Annotated in this window: 13 protein-coding genes and 1 pseudogene; 3 read left to right on the top strand and 11 right to left on the bottom strand. The window is 71.9% G+C overall.

Features of this window, described 5'->3' with window-relative positions; genetic code table 11:
- The 6 genes and pseudogenes from B042_RS0115520 to B042_RS0115495 all read right to left on the bottom strand — a co-directional run.
- A pseudogene (locus B042_RS0115520) lies at positions 1–476 on the bottom strand (hypothetical protein); the annotation flags it as partial.
- The gene (gene ruvX / locus B042_RS0115515) at positions 473–961 is read right to left on the bottom strand and encodes a Holliday junction resolvase RuvX (protein WP_028649084.1); all 489 of its coding nucleotides are present in this window, start codon (positions 959–961) and stop codon (positions 473–475) included. The pseudogene B042_RS0115520 and the gene ruvX, both read right to left, overlap by 4 nt.
- Before the next feature lie 434 nt (positions 962–1,395).
- Positions 1,396–4,068 carry an alanine--tRNA ligase gene (alaS, locus tag B042_RS0115510; RefSeq protein WP_028649083.1) on the bottom strand — a complete coding sequence of 891 codons (2,673 nt, stop codon included), beginning with the start codon at positions 4,066–4,068 and terminating at the stop codon, positions 1,396–1,398.
- A 625-nt stretch (positions 4,069–4,693) separates the two neighbouring features.
- A complete protein-coding gene (locus tag B042_RS0115505; protein ID WP_028649082.1) occupies positions 4,694–5,287 on the bottom strand; it encodes a hypothetical protein in 594 nt (197 codons plus the stop codon).
- 109 nt (positions 5,288–5,396) lie between these two features.
- Complete coding sequence (locus tag B042_RS0115500) at positions 5,397–5,669, bottom strand: hypothetical protein (protein WP_028649081.1); 273 nt, start codon at positions 5,667–5,669, stop codon at positions 5,397–5,399.
- Complete coding sequence (locus B042_RS0115495) at positions 5,666–6,058, bottom strand: DUF948 domain-containing protein (RefSeq protein ID WP_028649080.1); 393 nt, start codon at positions 6,056–6,058, stop codon at positions 5,666–5,668. The genes B042_RS0115500 and B042_RS0115495 overlap by 4 nt, the downstream gene beginning before the upstream one ends.
- 284 nt (positions 6,059–6,342) lie before the next feature.
- Here B042_RS0115495 and B042_RS0115490 point away from each other — a divergent pair, with 284 nt between their 5' ends.
- Complete coding sequence (locus B042_RS0115490) at positions 6,343–7,890, top strand: serine/threonine-protein kinase (protein ID WP_028649079.1); 1,548 nt, start codon at positions 6,343–6,345, stop codon at positions 7,888–7,890.
- On the opposite strand, the gene B042_RS0115485 is transcribed toward B042_RS0115490, so the two are convergent.
- A complete protein-coding gene (locus tag B042_RS0115485) occupies positions 7,880–9,217 on the bottom strand; it encodes a replication-associated recombination protein A (RefSeq protein ID WP_028649078.1) in 1,338 nt (445 codons plus the stop codon). The two genes, B042_RS0115490 and B042_RS0115485, sit on opposite strands and share 11 nt — an antisense overlap.
- A 44-nt stretch (positions 9,218–9,261) precedes the next feature.
- On the bottom strand, positions 9,262–11,241 hold the full coding sequence (locus B042_RS0115480; RefSeq protein ID WP_028649077.1) for a SpoIIE family protein phosphatase: 1,980 nt from the start codon (positions 11,239–11,241) through the stop codon (positions 9,262–9,264).
- A gap of 758 nt (positions 11,242–11,999) precedes the next feature.
- Here B042_RS0115480 and B042_RS23410 point away from each other — a divergent pair.
- Complete coding sequence (locus tag B042_RS23410; protein WP_081748813.1) at positions 12,000–12,983, top strand: IS30 family transposase; 984 nt, start codon at positions 12,000–12,002, stop codon at positions 12,981–12,983.
- 118 nt (positions 12,984–13,101) lie between these two features.
- Here the strand turns inward: B042_RS23410 and aspS are convergent, their stop codons facing one another.
- On the bottom strand, positions 13,102–14,871 hold the full coding sequence (aspS, locus tag B042_RS0115470; protein ID WP_081748812.1) for an aspartate--tRNA ligase: 1,770 nt from the start codon (positions 14,869–14,871) through the stop codon (positions 13,102–13,104).
- 168 nt (positions 14,872–15,039) lie between these two features.
- Complete coding sequence (locus B042_RS0115465) at positions 15,040–15,720, bottom strand: MBL fold metallo-hydrolase (RefSeq protein ID WP_028649075.1); 681 nt, start codon at positions 15,718–15,720, stop codon at positions 15,040–15,042.
- Positions 15,721–16,473: 753 nt separating this feature from the next.
- Between B042_RS0115465 and B042_RS0115460 the strand changes: the two genes are divergently transcribed.
- Complete coding sequence (locus tag B042_RS0115460) at positions 16,474–17,706, top strand: DUF349 domain-containing protein (protein WP_028649074.1); 1,233 nt, start codon at positions 16,474–16,476, stop codon at positions 17,704–17,706.
- A 51-nt stretch (positions 17,707–17,757) separates the two neighbouring features.
- On the opposite strand, the gene B042_RS0115455 is transcribed toward B042_RS0115460, so the two are convergent.
- Complete coding sequence (locus B042_RS0115455; RefSeq protein WP_028649073.1) at positions 17,758–18,426, bottom strand: DUF11 domain-containing protein; 669 nt, start codon at positions 18,424–18,426, stop codon at positions 17,758–17,760.
- Positions 18,427–18,511: the final 85 nt, after the last annotated feature.

Genomic DNA, 18,511 nt, shown 5'->3' with positions numbered 1-18,511 from the left:
CGGCGGGCGCGACGCGGCGGCTCCTCCGGAGCGTCCACGGGCCCGGCCTCCTCCTCGGGACGGGCACGGCGGGCGCGACGCGGCGGCTCCTCCGGCGGAGGGGGCTGCGTGCGCGGGGCGGCGGGCGGGACCTGCCCACCCATGTTCGCCAGGGCGTTCAGCGCGTCCTGGGTGGGGTCGTGGGCCGCGCCCTCCGGGTGCCGGGGGCGTCCACCGCCCGAGCGCGCGGCCCTGCCGCCCCTGAGTGCGTCGGCGGCGCCGCCGCGGCGCGGCGGCTCGTCCGCGGGCTCGGGCCTGCGGCGGCGTCCGCTCTGGGCACCGGCACCGGGGTAGCCCCCACCGGGCTCGTCCCAGGGTTCCGGTTCGGGGCGGGCGCGACGCCTGCGCGAAGGCGCGGGGTCGCTGAGCGGGTCGTAGTCGTATCCGCTCCCACGTCCGCGGTAGGGATCGCCGGAGTAGTCATCCCTGTCGTTCATGATTCTCCCTGGCTGGAGCGGACGATCTCGCCCGGGGGGTGGCTTGTTGACCGTTCCTGGTCCAAGGTGCTCTGCAGGAGCACGGTGGCGGCCGCCTGGTCGATCACGGACCGGCGGGCCCGCCCGCCCCGGGCGCCCTTCTTGCCGAAGGAGGCCCCCGAGAGCAACTGCGCCTGGGCCGCGACGGTGGTGAGCCGTTCGTCGACCAAGCGGACGGGGACGGGCGCGAGGATCCGGGCCAGGGCCACGGCGAACGCGCGCGCCGAGCGCGCGGCCGGCCCCTCCTCGCCGGTGAGTGAGGCAGGGTAGCCCACGATGACCTCCCGCGCCTGGCGTTCGACGACCAGTTGGGCGATGCGGCGCGTGTCGCCCCTGCCCCGCCGGACGGTCTCCACGGGGCTGGCGAGCACACCGCTCGGATCACTGACGGCGACCCCGATGCGCGCGTCGCCGGGATCGATCGCCAAGCGCACACCGTGTCTCAAGGCCGTCTCTCCCCTGGGCGGGGGACGGCGCTTCGGCGGGGTGCCGCACCGGTGACGGCGCGGCACCGCGGTGGGAAAATCCTCAGCACGGTGGTCCTGTTCGTCGGCTGGATCGCGGGAATCTCCGCTTGGTCAGCCACCTGATCGGCTGTGACGCGCCACAGTATGCCCGATTCGGTGACTGTGTGCAGCTTGGCAGGTGATCGCCGGTCCCGCCACGGGCCGCCGGACCGGCGGTATCGCCCTGGTCGGGCGGCGGTCCGGGAAACTCACGTTGTCTGTCCGAGTGTAAGCCACCGACGTGGGATGTCCGGGCGTTCTGTTTCCTGCGGGAGTGTACCGCTACGTCCGCGCACCGGGGTAGCGCCGCCCGAACCAGGCTCCGGAGCGGGTGCGGGACCGTCCGTCCCGCGCCCGCTCCGGAGCCGTCGTCCTCAGGAGGCCGCCACACGCGCCTCGACGGCGCGCAGGGCCTCGTCCACCTTGCCCGGGTCGCTGCCGCCGCCCTGGGCAATGTCGGGCTTGCCGCCACCCCCGCCGCCGAGTGCACGGGCCGCGATGCCGACCAGCTCACCGGCCTTGATCCCGGCCTTCTGCGCGGCCTTGTTCACCGCGATCACCACGACCGGGCGGCCCTTGGGTACCGAGGTCAGGGCGACGACGACCGGCCCGCCCTCGCCCAGGCGGCCGCGCACGTCCGTCACGAGCCTGCGCAGGTCGTCCGGGGCGGCACTGTCGGGTGCCGGGGCGGCGACCACGAGGGCGGAGCCGTGGCGGCGCGCGCCGTCGGCGAGGGGGCCCGCGGCCTGGAGCACCTGCTCCGCGCGCAGCCGCTCGATCTCCTTCTCCGCGGCCTTGAGCCGGGCGACCATCGTCTCGACCCGCTCGGGCAGTTCCTCGCGCGGCGTCTTCAACTGCTCGGAGAGCTGGCCGACCAGGGCCGACTCCTTGGACAGGCGGCGGAAGGCGTCGACGCCGACGGCGGCCTCGACCCGGCGCACGCCCGACCCGACGGAGGACTCGCCCAGGAGTTTGACGATGCCGAGCCTGCCGGTGGAGCCCACGTGGGTGCCGCCGCACAGTTCGACGGAGTAGTCGCTCATCTCGACCACTCGGACGCGGTCGCCGTACTTCTCGCCGAACATGGCCAGGGCGCCCATGCTCAGCGCCTCGTCCAGGCTCTTCTCCTCGGTCCGCACCTGGATGTCGCCGGCCAGGACGTGGTTGACCTCCTCCTCCACCTCGGCGAGGCGGCCCGCGCCCAGCTGTTCGTCGGCGGTGAAGTCGAAGCGCAGGTGGCCGGGGCGGTTCTCCGAGCCGGCCTGGCCCGCCGACGGGCCGAGCGCGTTGCGCAGGGCCGAGTGGATGAGGTGGGTGGCCGAGTGGGAGCGCTCGATCGCCTGGCGGCGGCCGGTGTCGATGGAGGCGTGCACGGTGTCGTCCAGGACGACCTCGCCGGAGCGGACGGTGCCGCGGTGCACGAACAGGCCGGGCAGGGGCTTCTGCACGTCCTCGACGTCGACGACGCCGCGCCCGTCAGCGGTGAGCGTCCCGGTGTCGGCGAGCTGGCCGCCGCTCTCGGCATAGAAGGGGGTGCGGTCCAGGACGACCTCGACCGTGTCCCCGGCGCGCGCCACCGGGGCGGAGGCGCCGTCGACGACGATGCCGCGCACGCGCGCCTCGCCCTCGGTGTCGGTGTAGCCGAGGAAGCTGGTCGCCCCGGTGCCCTCCAGCATTCGCGCGTACAGGGAGACGTCGGCGTTGCCGAGCTTCTTGGCCTTGGCGTCGGCCTTGGCGGTCTCACGCTGGCGCTGCATGAGTTCACGGAAGGCGCCCTCGTCCACGGCAAGCCCCTGTTCTGCGGCCATCTCCAGGGTGAGGTCGATGGGGAAGCCGTAGGTGTCGTGGAGCTGGAAGGCGTCGGAGCCGGAGAAGACGGTGCCGCCTGCGGCTCGGGTGCGCTCGGCCGCCTTGCCGAACAGGGCGGTGCCCGCGCGCAGGGTGTCGGCGAAGTTGCGCTCCTCGGCGTCGATGACGCCGTGGACGACCCCGGCCTTGTCCACCAGGTCGGGGTAGATGTCCTTCATCGCGTCGATGCTGACGTCGGTCAGCTCGTGCAGGAAGAGGGTGTCGCTGTCACCCGAGAGCAGGCGCAGGTTGCGCACGGACCGGCGCAGGATGCGGCGCAGGACGTACCCGGCCTTCTCGTTTCCGGGCTTGACACCGTCGGAGACGAGCATGACGGCGCTGCGCACGTGGTCGGCGACCACGCGGAGCATGACGTCGTGTCCGTGGTCGACGCCGTAGCGCGTGCCGGTGAGTTCGGCGGCCCGGTGCAGGATCCGGCCCATGATGTCGGTCTCGTAGATGTTGTCGACACCCTGGAGGACGGTGGCCAGGCGCTCCAGGCCCATGCCGGTGTCGATGTTCTTCTTGGGCAGTTCGCCAAGGATCGGGAAGTCGCCCTTGCCGCTGCCCTCACCCCGCTCGTACTGCATGAAGACGAGGTTCCAGATCTCGATGTAGCGGTTGTCGTCCGCCTCGGGTCCGCCCTCGGCACCGTATGCGGGGCCGCGGTCGTAGAAGATCTCCGAGCAGGGGCCGCAGGGGCCGGGCACGCCCATGGACCAGTAGTTGTCGGCCATGCCCATGCGCTGGATGCGCTCGGGGCGCACGCCCACCTTGTCGCGCCAGATCGCGGCGGCCTCGTCGTCGTCGAGGTAGACGGTCACCCACAGCTTCTCCGGATCGATGCCGAACCCGCCGTCGGCGACCGGTGTGGTGAGCAGCTCCCAGGCCAGCGGGATCGCCCGCTCCTTGAAGTAGTCGCCGAAGGAGAAGTTGCCGAGCATCTGGAAGAAGGTGGCGTGCCGGGAGGTCTTGCCGACCTCCTCGATGTCGATGGTGCGGATGCACTTCTGGACGCTGGTGGCGGTGGAGTACTCGGGTGTGCGCTGGCCGAGGAAGTAGGGCTTGAACGGGACCATGCCTGCGGGCACCAGGAGCAGGGTGGGGTCCTCGGCGATCAGGCTTGCCGAGGGGACGACGGTGTGTCCGTTCTTCTCGAAGAAACCGAGGAAGCGGCGCGCGATCTCTGCCGTCTCCATTGATGCCCTCCCGTGCTTGGCCGCACCGCCCGCGGCGGCACGGGGTCCCCGGCCGGGACCGTGTCGTGGGCGCGCTCACGGGTCGGCACGCGATGAAGGTGGCCGCGCCCGCGCGGCGCGCGTGGTCGTGCGGTGGCCGCCGGGCCCGCTCTGGGGACGACAGCGGCGGCCGTCTCGTTGTTCCCAGGCTATCGCCGCCGGGCACCGCGCGGGTCCGCTCCGCGCCCTACCGCTGCGGCGGGTGGCCCGGCCCTCAGCCTGCCGGGGGCAGGTGTCCCCCCGGCAGGTGTCGGGGGCCTGGCGCAGTACCGGCCGGTGGCCGGCGGGGCGGCCGTGGTTCCGAGGAGCGTGAGGATGCGCAGGGCGCGGAACGGTACCGGGCCTCCCTCCGGAGGCGGGCGGCGGGTGTCCGGGACCGGCCGGGCGGCGGGTGTCCGAACGGCGGGGGACGTCGGGGCAGCGCCACGGAGGGTCCGGGCGGCCGGGGAGCCACTGGTTCGGGGGCGGGCCCACCGGGGTCTTTCCACGGCAAGGGAATCGAACACCCAAAACACTCCACGGTGTCCCGAAAAGACATGAAAAGTCCCGTTCGAGGGCGCACAGGGGTCGGACACCGCCCCGGCCGCTAGTAGCCCGCAGGGGAGGGAGGAGCGATCGGCCTGGTGTAGTACGCCCGGGCCGGCTCCAGGAGCACGAACACGATCATGGCGATCGTGAACAGCAGCGGAACGATCAGCAGCACGTCCCCGGCCACCAGGGACACCAGCAGGGTGAGCGCGGACAGGGCCTGGAAGACCACCACCGACCACAGGACCGCAGGGCGGCGGCGGCCCATGAACGAGGCGAGCACGAGGGAGAGCACGCCGTAGACGAACGGGATCGCGCCGAGGACGCCGAAGACCAGCGCGCCCTCTGCGGCGGTGAGCACCAGGCCCTGCTGCCGGAAAGCGTCCGTGGCGCCCCGGCTGAACTCGCCCGTGAGAGACGCGGCCAGGACCCAGAACAGGAGGGCCGCGAGCACCCCGCACGCGCCGCCGACGAACATCAGGACGCGGACGGTGACGACCGTTCCCGGCATCCGGTCCGGGACCGGCTGGTAGGGGGCGTATCCCTGGTGGAAGGCGCCGGCAGGCGGTGGGCCGTGGCCCTGCGGCGGGTACGGGCCCGAGGGCGGGGGGCCGTACGGGTACGGGTCGCCCGAGGGCTGCTGCGGGTTCATGCGGCTCCTCGACGGTGCGGGGCTGATTCCCCCAACCTACGAGGACCTCCCCCCGGTGACAATGGAGCACCCGGGCAAAGCCGAGACGGCGACCGTGTCGACGGGCGCATCACGCGGACTCATCGGGTTCGCGGCGCCCGCCGGGAAGGGCACGCCCCCTCTTGGGCGCGTAGCGCTCCGTCAGCTCGGCCTCCCGGACACGGACCTCGTCGGCCAGGTCCTCGTTGAACTCGCGCAGGGCGCCCCGGTACTCGCCGACACGGCCCTCCACCCGCGCGGCCAGCCCTCCGGGGGCGAGAGCGCGGCGGGCGCGGTTGACCCGGTGGACGGCGTACCCGCCCAGGGCGGCGCCGGCGGCGAGGTAGAACAGCTTGCCGATCACCGGCGCTCCCTCCGCCTGCGGCCGCGCACCAGCGCCAGGGTCCGGCGCTGCCCCATGACCCGCCGGACCCCGTAGGTGAGCGAGGCCGCCTTCACCAGCGGCCCGGTGACCACCGAACGTGTGAGAGCCGTCACTGTGGAGACGTCCTCGGAGGTGGACCGCACGTTGGCGGTGATCTCCTCGACGCGCTCCAGCGAGGTGTTGGTGCGCTCGACGGTGGAGGCGACGTCCTCCAGCAGCGGCGGGGTCCGTTCACCCACTTCCGAGACCACCTTGGTGGCCGCGTTGATGAGCGAGATGAGTTTGACGAGCGCCACGCACATGAACGTGGCCAGCACCGCCCAGACCACCGCGGCGACGAGCGCGGCGACCTCTCCTGCGGTAAGCATGCGGGCTCCGTGGGCAGATCGGGGGTGGCTTCGAGGGTGTGCACCGGTCGGGAGACTTCCGGGTTTCGGCTGACCCTATCGCGTTCGGCGGCCCTCCGAGCGGGGTCGGCGTGTCGCCACGGCCCCATGAGCGGATCACGGGTTGGTCACTATGGAGTCGATTCTCGGCCCGAAGGGATCGACGCCGTTTCTCCCGTTCGCGAGAATCACTATCAAGCGGGATCTTCACTACGATGTCTGGACACTCCGCAGTTCCCGCCCCCAGAAGCACCGACAGGACCCGCATGAGCCCTCGGCCTCCCAAAGAGATCTCCGTACTGGTACCACCGGACTTGGCTCCTCTGTACCCGGACGACCCGGAAAGGGTCGGACCCTATCTGCTCCTCGGCCGCCTGGGCCAGGGAGCCACAGGCACCGTCTACGCCGCCGTGGACCCGTCCGCGACCGGCGACCGGCTGGTCGCCGTCAAGCTGCTCATCGCTCCCGAACTGGAGTCACCCGAGGTCTTCCCCGAACTGGAGCGGCGACTGCGCGCCCTGTCGGGCGTGGACCCCGAGCACGTGGTCGTACCGGTGTCCTTCGACAGCGACGCCAACCCGCCGTGGCTGGCCATGGCCTATGTCGGCGGGCAACGCCTGTCGCACTACATCACCAAGCGCAACGGTCTGGGCAGGGGCAAGCTCATCGCCCTGGCCACCGGTCTGGCCGAGGGGCTGTCCGCGCTGCACGCGCGCGGGGTCTCCCACGGGTCCCTGCGCCCCAGCGACGTGGTGGTCGAGTCGCACGGACCGCACATCATGGAGTGCGCGATCACCGCCTCGCCCGAGCGCATGCGCGGCTCGGGGGCCACCTGGCTGAGCCCCGAGCGCCACCGCGGCGGTCCGGCCAGCCCGGCCTCGGACGTGTTCGCCTGGGGGGCCATCGTGGCCTTCGCCGGAACGGGACGGCTGCCCTTCGGTACCGGGGAGCCCGACGAGATCGCCACACGTGTCTCCCGGGGGCTCTTTGACCTCGACGGGCTGGACCCGGAACTGCGCCCGGTGGTCTCCCGCGCGCTGGACCCGGACCCGAACCGCCGGCCGAGCCTGCCGGAGGTGATCGGCGCGGTCATCGCCGCCTGGCAAGCGGGCGGCGACGGCGGCTTGGAGGAGTCCCCCGACCGTGCCGAGCTGATCGGCCTGCTCAAGCGCGAGTGGGACGCCGCCGAGCCCCCCGCACGCGTACCCGAGGTGGTCCGTCTGGAGGGCCACCTGTCGAGGAGCCGTCCCACCCGGGTCCTGTTCATGTCCGGAGCGCTGCTGCTCGCCCTCACCCTGGTCGGGGGCGGCGCGTGGGCACTGTCACAGCTGCTCGGCGGTGAGGAGGAGGCTCCTTCCGGGGACGTCGCCGACGAGGTGTCCGAGCCCCCGGTCGAGGAGTCCCCGGAGGAGGAGGCCCCGCTGACCGTGATCGCCCGGTTCGACCCGGCCGAGCAGGAGTCCCCCGCGGAGGGCCCGTGGGTGTACACCCCCGTGGGCCGCGACGACGAGCCCGTCCGTGGCCAGGGCATCCCCACCCACGCCGAGTGGGCCGAGCAGTGGGAGGTGTCGGGCAGCCCGCAGGAGGCCGTCATCGCGGAGGACGCCGAGGTGCTGTGCGCGAAGTTCTGCGCCGCCCCCGACCACGTCTTCCTGGACGTGGAGGGCCGGGGCACCTGGGAGCTGACCGGCGCCGACTTCATCGACTACCTCTCGTGGGGCCCCGTGATGATCGTGGAGGTCACCTTCAGCGAACGACAGGAGGACGGCGGCCCCCGAGAGATCGTGGAGATCACGGAGCTGTTCACGGACTGATCCCGCGCAGGACCTCCTTGATCCGCCTCAGGACCTCGCCGAACCGGCGTTCGGCTCCGTGGCCGGTGGGGCGGTAGTACTCCCGCCCCTCCAGCCCGGCGGGGGCGTACCTCTGGGGGGCGACCCCGCCGGGGAAGTCGTGCGCGTACAGGTAGCCCTCGCCGTGGCCCAGGTCGGCGGCGCCCTTGTAGTGGGCGTCGCGCAGGTGGGCGGGGACCGGTCCCGCCCCGCCCGCGCGCACATCGGCCACGGCCGCGTCGATGGCGCTGATCACGGCGTTGGACTTGGGGGCCAGACTGATGTGGACGACCGCCTGGGCGAGGTTGATGCGCGCCTCGGGCATGCCGATGAGCTGCACCGCCTGGGCGGCGGCGACGGCCGTCTGCAGGGCGGTGGGGTCGGCCATGCCCACGTCCTCGCTGGCATGCACCACGATGCGGCGGGCGATGAACCGGGGGTCCTCCCCCGCCTCGATCATCCTGGCCAGGTAGTGCAGGGCGGCGTCGGGGTCGCTCCCGCGCATGCTCTTGACGAACGCGCTGACGACGTCGTAGTGCTGGTCGCCCGAACGGTCGTAGCGGACCGCGTGCCGGTCGACAGCGCGTTCGACGTGGGCGGCGGTGACGGCCACGGGTTCGGGGCCGGGCGGCCCCGCCACGAGGGCGGCGGCCTCCAGATAGGTCAGTGAGCGGCGGCCGTCGCCCCCGGCCAGGCGGACCAGGTGGTCGGTGGCCCCGTCGTCGAGGGTGTACCGGTCGGCCAGACCTCGTTCGTCGGTCAGCGCCCGCTCCAGCAGGGCACGCACGTCCGGCTCCTCCAGCGACTCCAGGGACAGCAGCAGCGAGCGCGACAGCAGCGGGCTGACGACGGAGAAGAAGGGGTTCTCGGTGGTGGCCCCGATGAAGCTGACCCAACGGTTCTCCACGGCCGGGAGCAGGGCGTCCTGCTGGGTCTTGCTGAACCGGTGCACCTCGTCGACGAACAGCAGTGTCCGGGTGCCGTGCATGCCCATGCGGCGCCGTGCCTCGTCGATGACGGCGCGCACGTCCTTCACTCCCGCGCTGACGGCGGACAGTTCAACGAAGCGTCGGCGGGTGACACGGCTGACCACGGTGGCCAGGGTGGTCTTGCCGGTGCCCGGAGGGCCCCACAGGAACACGGACATGGGGGCGTCGTCCTCGACCAGGCGGCGCAGCGGGCTGCCCTCGCCCAGGAGGTGGCGCTGACCCACGACCTCGTCCAGTGTGCGGGGGCGCATGCGCACGGCCAGCGGTTCCTGCCCCTTGGCGGCCTCGGCCCCAGCGTCGTCGAAGAGTGTGTCGGACACCTGTCCAGGGTAGGGCCACCCCGTGTCCCCTCGGTCACGCCGGTTCAGGCCGCGGGGCCGACGGCCGTGTCGTCGTCGAGCATGTGGGCGATGAGCAGGGCGATGTCGTCGCCCCGTCCCGCGGGGGCCGCCTCCGCCAGGATGTCGGCCGTCTCCTCGGGGTCCTCCCCGTGTTCGGCCAGCGCTTCGCCAACCCGTGACAGGCCGTCCGGCATGGGCGTGCGCGCGCTCTCCACGAGGCCGTCGGAGCACATCAGCAGGGTCGCGCCCGGGGCGAGTTGACGGGTGCTGACGGGGTAGCGGCTGTCGGGCAGGACCCCCAGCGGCGGGCCGGTCTCGGGCTCCCACAGTGTGTAGTCACCCTTGGTGGCGATGACGACGGGGGGCTGGCCCGCCCAGGCGGCGCGCATGAGGCCGGTCGAGCGGTCCAGGACCAGGTATCCGCAGGTGGCGAAGACGATCTCGCCGGTCTCGGTGAGCAGGCGGTTGGTCTCGGCCAAGACCGCTCCGGGGTCGGCCTGGTTGGTGGCGTAGGCACGCAGGGCCACCCGGATCTGGCCCATGGCGGCGGCGGCCTCCACTCCGTGGCCCTGGACGTCGCCGACGAGGAGCCCGACCCGGTTGCCGGGGAGTTCGACGACGTCGTAGAAGTCTCCACAGATGCGCCAGTCGGCCCGGGAGGGCAGGTACTTGGTGGCGATGACCAGGTCCGGGAAGGTGGGGACCTGGCGCGGCAGCATACGGCGCTGAACGGCGTCGGCGAGTTCGAGTTCGGCCTGCTGGGCCTTGATGCGCTGCAGCGCTTGGCCCGCGAGCCCGGCGAAGGTGAGCATGAGGGCGCGCTCGTCGCGGGTGGCGTGGTGGGGCCGGTCCCAGGTCATCTGCCAGGCTCCGAGGGCCTCCCTGCCGTCGCCGAAGATCGGGACGACCGCCCAGGCCTGGCCGCGTGTACCGTCCATGTACCGCTCAGCGCCGGGGAAGCGGCTGACGAGTTCGGCCCGGCTCTCGAAGAAGCGGGGCAGGCGGTCCTGGATGACTGCGGCCGCGGGCAGGTCGGGCCCGGTCGCCCGGCTGCCGTCGAAGGAGGCGTCCCGGTCACGCGCTCGGGCCGAGGTGTGGAGGAGGCCGTCCTGGACGTAGAGCGCGGTGGCGCCGATACCGCCGAAGATCGGCGGGAACTCCTCGCTCAGCAGGTCCATGACGTCGTCCGCGGCCGTAGCGGAGACGAGTTTGGCCGACAGTTCGGTGACGAGGCGGCCGTGCTCTGCCTCGGTGCGGCGGCGGTGGGCCAGGCGGCGGACCAGCTGGACGTGCTCCGTGACGTCGTCGACGATCCCGACGAACCGGTCGGGCCTGCCCGGGACGTAACGGGCGCGCACGTGTACGGAGCGCTCGTCGCCGAGCAGGTCGAAGACGCGGAAGCGCTGTTCGTAGTCGCGGCCTTCCTGTGCCGCCGCCACGGCGTCGGCGACGCGGGCGGCGTCGTCGGGGTGCACCCGTTCCAGGATGTGCCCCACCTGGCGCTCGTCGCCGAACAGGAGGGCTCCGAAGGGGGTGGGGCCAAACAGTTCGCTCATCCGGCCTGTGTCCGCGTCCAGGGTCCAGAGCACGGAGTCGGAGCTGTCCGTGCGCAGTTCACCGACCGCACGCAGCTCCGCCTCCTCGACCGACAGGACGTGCAGGAGCACGACCACGGCGCCGTCGGGGACGGGGGACCGTCGCAGTTCCGCTTCCACGGGGAGGGGTCGGGAGGCGGCGGGCACCAGGCGCAGGCGCAAACGGTCACCGCGGTGCCCGGCAAGGACCCGGCCGTGCGCACGGGAGGCCTCCGACGCGTCGCCGGCCTCCAGGAGGTCGAACCACGCCCGCCCGGTGGGGTCGGCGCCCACCAGTTCGGTGAAGGCCAGATTGGCGTGCAGGACCGAGCCGTCGCTCCGGGTGAGAGCCATCGGTTCGGGGGCATGGGAGAACGCCGTCACGAGCGCGTTCTCGGAGCCGTCGCCTGCGGAGCGTTTTCCGTTCACGTATGACTCAGCCTCGTATCGTCTCGGATGTCACACCCGCGCCCGGGAACGGACGTCTCCGGACAGTGTCCTGGCGCTGCGGGGTGTGGCCTGGGATATGCGTGTCCGGCCGGGGATCGGCCACAGGGTCACGGTGCGCCTGGTCGGCCGGGCGGGAAATACCGCCCCGGATGCGATTTCAGCCACCCCGAACAACGGATCGTTACATTGGCGTGACGTTTCAGCGCGCAAGGCACTCCATCGCCGTTCCCGAACACGAAGGCGGGGACCGTCGATACAGCGCGACCTTTGCGGGGAGGCGCGAACCGCGGTTCGGCGGAGGTGATTCACCCCAACCGTAGGGTATGACGCCCTCCACCGCATCCGCGACAAACCCCCGTGACCGCATTCGGCCTTGAGAGATCTGTATTGCAGTGCAATATCCGGAGAATCACCCAATGACCGAATAGGGACCTCATGAAAGTCCGGTCATCACAAGAGGACAGCCCGAAAATTCGATGCTTTCAGGACCGGAACACGGCCAGAAAACATCGGACCAGAACACAGCAGCGGGACCACGGCGCTCCTTGGGTTCCGGGGTGCGATGCACGTCCAGGCCCGCGAGAGCCGAACACGGCGGGGCACCACGAGACTCTACACCGAACGAGCGGCATACTTGCAGCTCATGCAGCAGGGCTACGGCAACACCGGAGCCTGCCAAGTCGTGGGCGTGAACGCCCGCACGGGCAGGAAGCGGCGCAACGGACGCAGCGCCGAGCGTGATCGCGGGGCGGGTACCACCCATCACCGCGGTGGTACCGCCCACCGGCCCGTCCCACTACCCGACCAGCGACGAACGCATCCGGATCGCCGACCTGCACCGCGAGGGCACGCCCGCGCGAGCAATCGCCGACGAGCTGGGCCGGAACCACTCCACGACCAGCCGTGAGATCCGCCGTAACGGCACCGTGGACCCACCCGGCAAACGGCACTACCGCCCCCACGGCGTCCAGGCCCGCGCCGAGGCCCGCAGACCACGCCCCAAGCCCGCCAAGATCTGCCTGGACCCGAACGACGCGTCCGGGTCCAGGACCTGTCAGACGAGCGGTGGAGCCCCGAACAGACCAGCCGTGGGCTCAAACGGGACTTCGCCGACCGCCCGGAGCTGCACGTGTGCCACGAGACGATCTACCAGGCGCTCTACGTCCAGGGCCGTGGAACGCTGCGCAGGGAGCTGGCCGGGGCCCTTGCCCACCGGAAGGGCTCGGCGCGAGCCCCGCTGCCGGGCCCGGCAGCGCCAAGGGCGCTTCACCGCACCGATGGTGACGATCAGCGAACGCCCACCGCAGGTCGCCGACCGGGCGGCGCCCGGCCCTGGGGAGGGTGACCTGGTCCCGGGCCAGGGCAACGCCTCGGCCATCGGCACCCCGGTGGAGCGTTCGACCCGGTACACGATGCTGCCGCACCTGCCCCGCGGGCGCGGTGCCGAGCAGGTCCGTGACGCGTTGGCCGCCACGGTGCGGACCCTGCCCCGGCATCTGGCACGGTCGGTGACCTGGGACCAGGGATCGGAGATGGCCGCCCACGGGGCGTTCACCACCGCCACCGACATCCCGGTCCACCTCTGCGATCCGGCCTCTCCCTGGCAGCGCGGCTCCCACGGGAACACCAACGGGTCGCTGCGCCAGTACTTCCCCAAGGGCACCGACCTGTCGGCGCACTCCGCCGAGCGTCTGGCTCAGCCGCTCGAAGCGAGCAACTGACCTCCTGTGTCGCAACGACCCCTGGAATCCACCCACCGGGTGCGGCCCCGCCGGTGGGAAGCCCGCGCCCCCGTCTACGGTCCATCCCCGCCTGCGCGGGGCTCGGGGGCCGTTCCGACTACTTCTTCCGGGCCTCGGGCGGCAGGACGGTGCGGATGTGCACGTCGCGCAACTGCTGGTCCGAGACCTCCGAGGGCGCGCCCATCATCAAATCCTGCGCGTTCTGGTTGAGCGGGAACGCGATGGTCTCGCGGATGTTGGGCTCGTCGGCCAGGAGCATGACGATCCGGTCGATGCCGGGCGCGATACCGCCGTGCGGCGGCGCACCGAACTTCAGCGCCCTGAGCATGCCACCGAATTCGGCCTCCACCGCAGCCTTGTCGTATCCGGCCAGGTCGAAGGCGCGGTACATGATCTCGGGCGAGTGGTTCCGGATCGCGCCCGAGGACAGTTCGACGCCGTTGCAGACAATGTCGTACTGCCAGGCGAGGATGTCCAGCGGGTCCTGCGTCTCCAGCGCCTCCATTCCGCCCTGCGGCATGGAGAACGGGTTGTGGCTGAAGGCGACGTCCCCCTGCTCGTTGATCTCGAACATCGGGAAGTCGACGATCCAGCAGAAGCGGTAGGCCTTCTCCTCGAAATGGCCCGCCCTGCGCCCCGCCTCGACCCGCACGGGGGCCATGATGCGGTTGATCTCCGCCTCGTCCTCGCTCGCGCAGAAGAACAGGCCGTGGCCGGGGCCCGCGCCCAGAGCCTCCAGGAGTTCGTCGGACACCTCGGTGACGAACTTGGCGATGGGGCCGCTGAGCTCACCGCTCTCCCCGACCTTGAGCCAGGCCAGGCCCTTGGCACCCTGCTCGACCGCGTAGTCGCCGATCCCGTCGAAGAACTTGCGGGGCCGGGCGCCGACCCCGGGCACCGCCAGCGCGCGCACCCTCTTGCCCGTGAAGGCACGGAAGTCGGTCTTGTCGAAGACCGCGGTGACGTCCACCATCTTCATGGGCACGCGCAGGTCGGGCTTGTCGGTGCCGTACCACTGGAGTGCGTCGCGGTAGGCGATGCGCGGGTAGGGGGAGGTGATCTCCCACCCCTGCGAGAACTCCCGGAAGACGTCGGTCATCACCTTCTCGATGACCTCGAAGACGTCCTCCTGCTCAACGAAGCTCATCTCCACGTCGAGCTGGTAGAACTCACCGGGCGAGCGGTCGGCGCGGCTGTCCTCGTCGCGGAAGCAGGGGGCGATCTGGAAGTAGCGGTCGAACCCCGAGACCATCAGGAGCTGCTTGAACTGCTGCGGCGCCTGGGGCAGGGCGAAGAAGCGCCCCGGGTGCAGCCGTGAGGGGACCAGGAAGTCGCGGGCGCCCTCCGGGCTGGAGCTGGTGAGAACGGGCGTCTGGAACTCGTTGAAGCCCAGGTCCGTCATCCTCTGGCGGATGGAGGCCACCACCTGCGAGCGGAGCATGACGTTGCGGTGCATGCGCTCGCGGCGCAGGTCGAGGAAGCGGTAGGCCAGACGGCGCTCCTCCGAGGTGTTGTCCTCGGGGAAGACCGTGAGCGGCAGCTCCTCGGTGGTCCCGAGGACCTCCAGCTCCGAGGCCTGGAGCTCGATCCCACCGGTGGGCAGGCCGGGGTTGACGTTGTCGCCGCTGCGCGCTGCGACCTCGCCGGTGACCCGGATCACCGTCTCCTTGGGCAGTCGGCTGAGCTGCTCGAACACCGGGGACTCGGGACGCGCCATGAGCTGGGTCACGCCGTAGTGGTCGCGCAGGTCGACGAAGAGCAGACCACCGAGATCACGGCGGTTGTGCACCCAGCCCGCGAGGCGCACCTGCTGCCCGACGTGCTCCTCGCGGAGCTGACCACACGTATGAGTCCTGTAACGATGCATTGAGTACCAAGTCCACTAAATACACGGCTGAGCGGGGGTGCCGGGCACCCCCGGAAGCGGGCCCGGCCGGGGGCACGGCACGCCCTTCGAACATCTGGAATCCTACCGCCAACGCCGCGGCCGGACCCCACGGTTCCCCCGGTCCGCTCCGCAGCGGGCCCGTCCTGTTCAGGAGGAGAGGTCCCGCAGGTAGGGGTTGGTGGCCCGCTCGCGTCCGACGGTGGTCGCGGGGCCGTGGCCGGGCAGGATCTGGGTGTCGTCGCCGCGCCCGAGGACAGCCGAGGCGAGGCTGGCGCCCATCGCGTCGGGGTCCCCACCGGGGAAGTCGGTGCGGCCGATGGAACCGGCGAACACGAGGTCCCCGGCCAGCAGGACCGGCGGCTGGTCGCCGCGGGCGGGCAGGTGGTAGACGACCGAACCCGGGGTGTGGCCGGGGGTGTGCTCCACCGTGAACTCCAGACCGGCGAGGGCGAGGACATCGCCGTCGGACACCTCGGCCAGGTGCTCCGGCTCGCTGAACGGGCCCGGACCGAGCAGTGCGGAGAGCTGCACCGCGAACTCCGGGGAGACGCCCGCGGCGGGCTCGGTGAGCAGGCCGCGGTCCGCGGCGTGCAGGTGTACCGGCACGCCCCGCCCGTCGGCCACCTCCGCCGCCGACCACACGTGGTCGAAGTGCCCGTGGGTGAGCAGGACGGCCCCAGGGGCGAGACCGTACTCGGACAGCACCTTGTCGACCTGTCCGGCGGCCTCCTGACCGGGGTCGACGATGACGCAGTCGCCCCCGGCGGCGGGCGCGAGCACGTAGCAGTTCGCGGCCAGGGGGCCGCTGGGAAGGGCGACGATGAGCACGCGGTCGTCTCCTGTGGTCGGGGTCGGGGAGCGGACCCGTGGGGGCCGTTCCCACATAATCTAGCGACCCCTCCCGGATCTTCAGAGCCGGGAGGGATCGCTTCTCTCCCGCAGGAACGGCCCGCACTGGAGTACGGGGCCGCGCTGTCGGACTCAGCCGGGGCGGCACCGGTCGGTGATGTACGCCTCGATGACGGTGCCGGGGGCGCGGGGCCGTGGCCCACCCCGACCGGAGCGCTTCGCGCGTCCTGGCCCGTCGCGGCGAGAACGCGTGGACCGCGGGGCGCGGGCCACCCGTCCCTGCCGCCCCGTGGGGCTGTCCGCACCGAGGGCCCCCGGAAGCCGGTCGGGCGCTGCCTCCAGGCCCGGCCCTTGAGGACCGGGTCAAGTCGACCACGATGCCGAGGCGGGATCGGGCGGAAAGCGGCCGGATCCGTTACGGGAGAGGGTCTTTGGTCACCATTCGATCACCGCACTGGTCGGGCCTCTTTGCCAAACCGCGCGGTAATGCCATATTGGTCACCGGCTCCGTGTGCGCCGCGCCCGCCGACCTGCGCCTTTCCGCAGCGGGTCACGGACCGGCCCGTACACGGGGACGCCACCGCGGAAGCGATGATCTGCGAAGAACGCGAACCACGGCGTGGCGCGTGCGCACCGGTTCGCACTGAATACGGTGTAGTCCATCACCAGGCGTACAGCGCCGCGACGCCCCGAACCCGACCACGGCCGGGTTCATGACAGCAGGAGGACACGGTGACCACGGACCCTTGGGGCCGCGTAGACGACGACGGCACGGTCTACGTGCGCACGAGCGAAGGCGAGCGGGTCGTCGGATCGTGGCAGGCGGGGGAGCCGGAGGAGGCTCTGGCCTTCTTCCGCCAGAAGTACGACGCGCTGGTCACCCAGGTGGAGCTGCTGGAGAAGCGGCTCCGCAGCACGGACCTGTCCGGCGGCACCGCGATGTCCAGCATCGCCAAGCTGCGCTCACAGGTCGAGGAGGCCAACGCCGTCGGCGACCTGGACGCGCTGTCCCGGCGCTTGGACGCACTCGCCGGGCGCGCCGAGGAGCGCAAGGTCGAACAGAAGCAGGCCCAGGAGCAGGCCCGCGGGCAGGCCCGCGAGACCAAGGAGCGCATCGTCGCCGAGGCCGAACGGGTCGCGGTCGAGACGACGCACTGGAAGACCGGCGGCGAGCGGATGCTCCAGCTCATCGAGGAGTGGAAGAAGGCTCCCAGGGCCGACCGGCCCACCGAGCAGGCACTGTGGAAGAGGATGTCGGCGGCGCGCAACTCCTTCTCCAAGCGGCGCAAGGCCTACTTCGCCGGCCTGGACCAGCAGCGTGAGGAGGTGCGGGCTGAGAAGGAGCGCATCGTCGCCGAGGCCGAGGCGCTCTCCTCCTCCGATGAGTGGGGACCCACGGCCCGTGCCTACCGCGACCTGATGCAGCGGTGGAAGAGCAGCGGACGGGCCGACCGGGCCAGCGAGGACCGGCTGTGGGCGCGGTTCAAGGCGGCCCAGGACCGGTTCTTCGACGCCCGCAACGCGGTCTTCGCCGAGCGCGACGCCGAACTGCGGGTCAACGCCGACGCCAAGGAGCGGATCCTGGCCGAGGCCGAGGCGGAGATCCCCGCAATCGCCGACCCGCGCCGGGCCCGCTCGCGGCTCCGCGACTTCCAAGAGGCCTGGGAGGAAGCCGGAGAGCTGCCGCGCGACGTGCGTGACCAGTTGGAGGGCTCCTTCCGACGCATCGAGGAGAACGTGCGCCGCGCCGAGGACGCCGAGTGGGAGCGGACCAGCCCCGAGGCCCGGGCCCGCGCCCAAGCGACAGTGGACCAGCTCTCGTCGGCGATCGGTTCGCTGGAGGCCAAGCTGGAGAAGGCCCGTGAGCGCGGCGACGCCCGCCGAATCAAGGAGCACGAGGACGCCCTGGCGGCTCGCCGCTCATGGCTGGCCGAGGCGGAGAAGGCGCTGAGCGAGCTGAGCTGACGGCGCTCCGCCGATGGCTTCCACGGCTCCGACCCGGTCCCGTGGAAGCCGCTAGCGGCGCGTGTGCAGGTGGTAGACGACCGCCCCGGCTTCGGGGTCGGGCTCCGGGGGCTCTTCGGCGGAGCCGCCGGGGCCGCTCTCCCCGGGCTCCTCAGGGGTCGGCCTCCGGCTGCGGCGCTGCCGGAGGAGGAGGGCCGCGGCGGCCGCCCCGAGCACGGCTCCCCCCGCGCCGCCAGCCACCCACACCGGGGGAAACGGTGTGCGGACCGTGTGCCGGGCGGAGGAGCAGGCGGCCAGGGCCGCCTCGGGTGCGGGCCTCAGACAGACCGTGGCGGCGGACCGTCCGTCCTCGGGGACGGCGACGACCTCGCCCGTGACCTCGATGACGGCCCGCTCCCCCGGGCCGAGCGGAACGGCCCACTCCGCACGGTCCCCCTCCACGGCGGGGTCGGACGAGGCGGAGACGAAGCCGATCTCCGGCGGCAGGAACTGGACCGCCCGCGCCTCGGGCAGGTCCCGGCCGCCGGAGTTGCGCATCCGGATCGTGTACGCGACCCGGTCACCCTCCTCCAGCGGCTGTGCCGTGTCGGCCGCCACGACCACGTGCAGCGTCCCGGCGCCGGGAACGACCTCCCCCTGCGCGGCCGCGTCCGGAGGGGCCGCGAGCACGGCGGACAAGAACGCCAGACCCACGGCGGACAGTGCCGTGCGCACGGCCATGGCCTCCCCCTCCGACAACCCGGTTAATCACTCTGCGTACATGATATGAATCATGGAGTGATGTTTCCAGTGTCGGGCGGCCCGC

This window comes from Nocardiopsis sp. CNT312 (assembly GCF_000515115.1).
Taxonomy (GTDB): Bacteria; Actinomycetota; Actinomycetes; order Streptosporangiales; family Streptosporangiaceae; genus Nocardiopsis.
Note: the sequence above shows the minus strand (reverse complement) of the source record. Positions and strands in the feature narration are given on the sequence as shown.